Below are 5,197 nucleotides of genomic sequence, written 5' to 3'. Positions count from 1 at the left end.
CACAAAAAGCTTTCCTAATTAATAGAAGAGGGCAGATTTTTTTACACCCTAAATTTATTTAGGACAGCTGTGATTTGTCAATTTAAAAATTTTTATGATATAGTCGCCTCTTTAATTAATTTTTCTATCAATTAAAGTTAAATCAATGATACATAATCAATCGTTTGTGTAGATGACGCAAACGTTTTCGTTGCCTTATTTCTTTTTCGTCCTACAACTTTGGTTTAATTTGGTAGAGGATAACTATTGAGTTTTTATATAACCCTATAATCTTATGATTAAAAAATTTTTACCTAAAAAAGCTGTTTATTGCAAAACAGCATTAGCTTGGAGTCTAGTACTCGGTACAGCTTATGCTAATGTTGCGGTAGCACATACTGTGAATGTGAGGTATGAAACTTTACATTTAATTAATCAAACGACTATTCAAGGTGTAATTACAAGTGCTAATGGACCAGTGAGTGGCGCGACTGTCAATGTAAAGGGAAAAAACACAGCAACAAGTACAGATGTGAATGGTAAATTCACCATCTCGGCTTCTGTTGGCGAGACTCTAGTGGTATCACTTATTGGATATGAGACTAAAGAACTAGTCATTAATGGTGTAAATATTTCTGTACAGTTAGTGCAATCCAATGAAGATATCGAAGAGGTCGTAGTAGTGGGCTATGGCACTGAGCAAAAGAAAGAAAGTTTAACAGGTTCGCTACAATCCGTATCAGGCAACAAGTTGCGTGATGTTACTACACCTTCAGTAGAAAATATGTTGAATGGTAAGGCGGCTGGCGTATTTGTATCTCCAGGTGCAGGTCGTCCAGGGGCTAGAGGCGCTGTTGTGATTCGTGGGCAAGCCACTATAGGGGGAACAACAAGTCCATTATGGGTTATTGATGGGGTTATCGTGGGATCCAATCCAGGTGATATTAATCCCGATGATATCGCAAATATGACGATTCTGAAAGATGCAGCTTCAACTTCTATTTATGGTTCACAAGGCGCCAACGGTGTTATTGTAGTAACCACAAAAAGACCTAATAATCAAAAAATGACATTAAGCTATTCCACGAAGCTTGGTTTTAATCAACTTAATAATGGTAACCTTCAGGTGATGAATGGACAAGAGCTTTATGATTATTACAAATCTTTTGCTAATGCTAATGAGATCAGTTTTCCAAGATGGAATGAAGATTTAAGAAATAGCAATTTTGACTGGTGGGATTTAGCTACTAAAAATGGATTTGTTCAAAATCATAACATATCGTTGCAAGGAGGAAATGAAACGCTTCAATCTTTTCTATCATTAGGTTATTATAATGAATTGGGAGCTGTAAAGGGTTACGATTATGATCGTTATAATGTTAGAATTAATACAGTTTACAAACCATTTGAGTGGTTGTCAATTAAGCCATCCTTAGTCGGAGCAAGAAGAGGTGTTGAGGATGTTCAGTATTCTACTACGGCCATGTATTCGAATTTGCCTTGGGATGGTCCATTCGATGAAAATGGAAATCTGGTTCCACATCGCTATAGTGGCTGGGTCAATACGCAAAATACAAACTATTTGTATGATCTACAGTGGAATAAAGGGGCTAATACGAATTATGAGTTAATGGGGAACTTGGACTTCGATATTAAATTAACAGATTGGTTGACATTTTCTTCAATAAACAATTACAGATTTAATACGTACAGCTCAAATTCTTATACAGATCCTAGATCAAATGGGGGTGAGAGTGTTAATGGTCGCCTAGCAGAATATCGTTCTGAATATGCAAGAAGATATACGAATCAAGTTCTGAGATTTAATAAATCTTGGGGCAATCATGCAATTAACGGTATTGTAGGTTATGAATTTAATGATTACACCTCCAAAACCCTAGATGTTTATGGTACTGGTTTTATTCCTGGATTTGAGGTGTTAGATGTCGTTTCCAAACCTGAGCGCACACGTGGAGGAATTACAGAATGGGCTACGCAGTCGTATCTCTCAAATGTTAATTATTCATATGATGATAGGTACCTAGCTCAATTATCATTACGTCGTGACGAAGCTTCTAATTTTGGCAAACGTTTCGGTAACTTTTATTCAATAAGTGGTGGGTGGAATATTCATCGTGAAAATTGGTTTGATATATCGTGGATCAACAATTTAAAATTGAGAGTAGCACATGGAACAGTTGGGAATCGTCCTGCAGAATTGTATCCACAATATAATCTTTATTCTGTATCGGCAAGTGCTGCATATGATGAGTTGCCAGGTGCGTTGATCAGTAGAATTGGAAATCCTAACTTGACTTGGGAAGAAACAGCGACTACAGGCTTTGGTGTGGACGCCGCATTTTTTAGCAATCGTCTGAGATTAAACTTCGATTGGTATAATAAAAACACGGATAATATTCTGTTAAATGTTCCTATCTCCCAAATGACTGGCGTGGGCTCAGTGTATAAAAACATTGGGGAAATGAATAATAAGGGGATTGAGCTAAACATAGGTGGTGATATTATTCGAAATAATGATCTCACCTGGAGTCTTGATATAAATTTAGGACATAATAAAAATAAATTAACACAATTGTACGCGACACGTCAATCTGATGGTACATATGTCGTAAATCCTATTATTGTTGGAGATGCATTAGGTATCGCTGGTTCAGCGAGTAGAATCCAAGAGGTAGGGTTGCCAATCAATACATTTTATATGCCAGAATGGGCAGGTGTAAATGTAGATACTGGTGCACCTATGTGGTACAAAGATGTGAAAGATGCTGAAGGAAATGTGACAGGTCAAGAAACAACATCTAACTATGCAGAAGCGACTCAACGTCGATTAGGTAAATCTTACGCAGATCTGTTTGGTGGTATTAATACATTTTTAGCGTACAAAAATTTTGACCTGAATGCTGTATTAGGTTATGCAATTGGCGGACAGATTTACAATTATTCAAGACAAGAGTATGATTCTGACGGTACGTATACAGATAGAAATCAGATGCGTTTGATGGATGGCTGGACAAGATGGGAAAAACCAGGCGATGTAGCCACACACCCAATTGCAAAATATAATAACCAAGATAAAGGAAATTTAGTGTCATCACGCTTCCTTGAAGACGGAAGTTATTTAAGAATGCGTTCATTAACACTAGGCTATAAATTGGACTTAAATAAATATAATATTAAGAATGTAAGGTTTTTCTTAGCTGGTGAGAATCTATTTACACTAACCAAATACTCAGGAGTAGATCCAGAAATTCCTGCAAATGACAATGGTGATGTCATTACTTCAGCTGGACCAGGCGTATATCCTGCTGTCCGTAAGTATATATTTGGTTTGAATGTTACATTTTAATAACAAAGAGGAATTATGAAAAAAATATTTTTTACATTATTTATAACCGCAGCTATCACATCATGTGATGTTGACCGTTTTCCATACGGATCAATGGATTCTGATAGGATTTCATCAAAGCCAGAGGAATCATTAGACGCTTTGTTAAATGGAGCATACGCACAAATGAAAGCGTGGTCCGATCCTATGCATCGCTTAGGAGAATATGCTGGAGATAATATGGTAATTAGAGGATCATCAACAGATGCATTCTACGAATTTATTTCCTTTTCACGTACACCAAATAACTATAGATTAGCGAACTTTTGGGACGCGAGTTACAAGGCTATTGCACAATCTTCAAATATCATTAAAATGATTGAGGAGGGAAAAGACGATGTAACGGACAGTAAATTAGGGGAAAGTTATTACATAAGAGGTTTGATGTATTTTTACCTTGTGAGGGCATTCGGAAAGCCATATTATCAAAGTCCTGAAACAAATTTAGGTGTTCCAATTGTAAATGGTACGCCCGATGACGTAGTAAATAACCTTGAACTTCCAGACCGTTCTACTGTCAAAGAAACTTACGAGCAAATCATAAATGATCTTAAGAAAGCAGAAGAAATGATCTCTGTAGATAGAGGCGCTATTTATGCTTCAAAAGAAGCTGCTCAAGCTATTTTGTCACGTGTGTATTTATATATGAGTGGAACATATGAAAATCCTAATAGAGAATATGCACAATTAGCTGTTGATTATGCCACTAAAGTTATTTCTTCCAATAAATACAGCTTATTGAATAGAGAAGATTTTATGAAATACAATACCTTTACTCCAGAAAATAACGATGAGACTATTTTTGCAATAAAGCGAGTAGCATCAGAGTTCTCTGGTTATGACCATTATTATGGAGTTGGTGGTATGTACGCTAATATTGGTGGAATGGGTTGGGGTGAAATGTTCGCTAGTGCAAAATACATTGATCTACTAAATGAAACGGGTCGAAATGACTGGAGACCAGATCACTTCAAAATGGTTGACGCACGAGCATCTTTTATTGAACCAACTTATAGAAAAAATGAAACGACTGGAGGGTACACAGAAGTATTTAGATTTATTAAGAAGGAAGATAATATCCTAAATTATGTGCAAGCCGAGGTAACGAGATCTGGTAACAACCTTACAGCAAAAGAAGGTAATAATACATTCGCACTTACTGCTGTTGATGCTTCACAAGGGATTTATAAGATTACCTATACCAATGGAAGTACATATACTGGTGTTTTAGATTATTTTATTACCTTAAATCGTGTGTATCCACAGTTTTATATCACGAAAGCATCTAAAGAAGGTGAAACCTCCCATTTGCATTCGCCCGTAATTTCACGTTTAGGTGAAGTATACTTGAATCGTGCTGAAGCATATGCAAAATTGGGGAACTATGGCGCAGCTTTGACTGATTTGAATACAATAAGAAATCGTTCGATAGTAAATGGTGGATATAGTTCTTTAAATGCATCCAATGCTGGTGATCTAATTGATAAAGAAAGACAATTAGAATTAGCATATCAAGCAGAACGTAGCTTTGATGTATTTAGAAATGGTAAATCTTTAAAAAGGGAGTATCCAGGTCCACATAGACAATTTGAGGAAATCAAAGCCAATGACTTTAGAGTTATTTATTTTATACCTCAATCGGCTATTAATTCATATTCAGGTACTTTAACTCAAAATCCGACGAGTTAATTTTGCTATAAGCTAATATTTTTCAAAGGCAAGGATGACAATCCTTGCCTTTTTCTTTGGTGCGCCCGGCATGGGCGATAACTCTAGGGTGCAAGTCCCGAACACGCCATTACAGTTGGAAGT

2 protein-coding genes are annotated in these 5,197 nt (G+C 36.4%); both read left to right on the top strand.

What is annotated here, in order from left to right:
• Positions 1-274: 274 nt before the first annotated feature.
• Positions 275-3,346, top strand: coding sequence for a SusC/RagA family TonB-linked outer membrane protein (locus GOQ16_RS16955; protein WP_160070385.1), 3,072 nt, complete (start codon positions 275-277; stop codon positions 3,344-3,346).
• Between the two features lie 15 nt (positions 3,347-3,361).
• Positions 3,362-5,074: a RagB/SusD family nutrient uptake outer membrane protein gene (locus GOQ16_RS16950; RefSeq protein ID WP_160070384.1), complete on the top strand. Its 1,713-nt coding sequence runs from the start codon at positions 3,362-3,364 to the stop codon at positions 5,072-5,074.
• The last annotated feature ends 123 nt before the right edge of the window (positions 5,075-5,197 follow it).

This window comes from Sphingobacterium bovisgrunnientis (assembly GCF_009829085.1).
Classification (GTDB): Bacteria; Bacteroidota; Bacteroidia; order Sphingobacteriales; family Sphingobacteriaceae; genus Sphingobacterium; species Sphingobacterium bovisgrunnientis.
The sequence above is the reverse complement of the archived record's forward strand: the minus strand, read 5'-3'. Positions and strand labels throughout refer to the sequence as shown.

Coding starts and splice junctions, on each gene's coding strand:
- GOQ16_RS16955 (WP_160070385.1), top strand. CDS start 275: ATGATTAAAAAATTTTTACCTAAAAAAGCTGTTTATTGCAAAACAGCA.
- GOQ16_RS16950 (WP_160070384.1), top strand. CDS start 3,362: ATGAAAAAAATATTTTTTACATTATTTATAACCGCAGCTATCACATCA.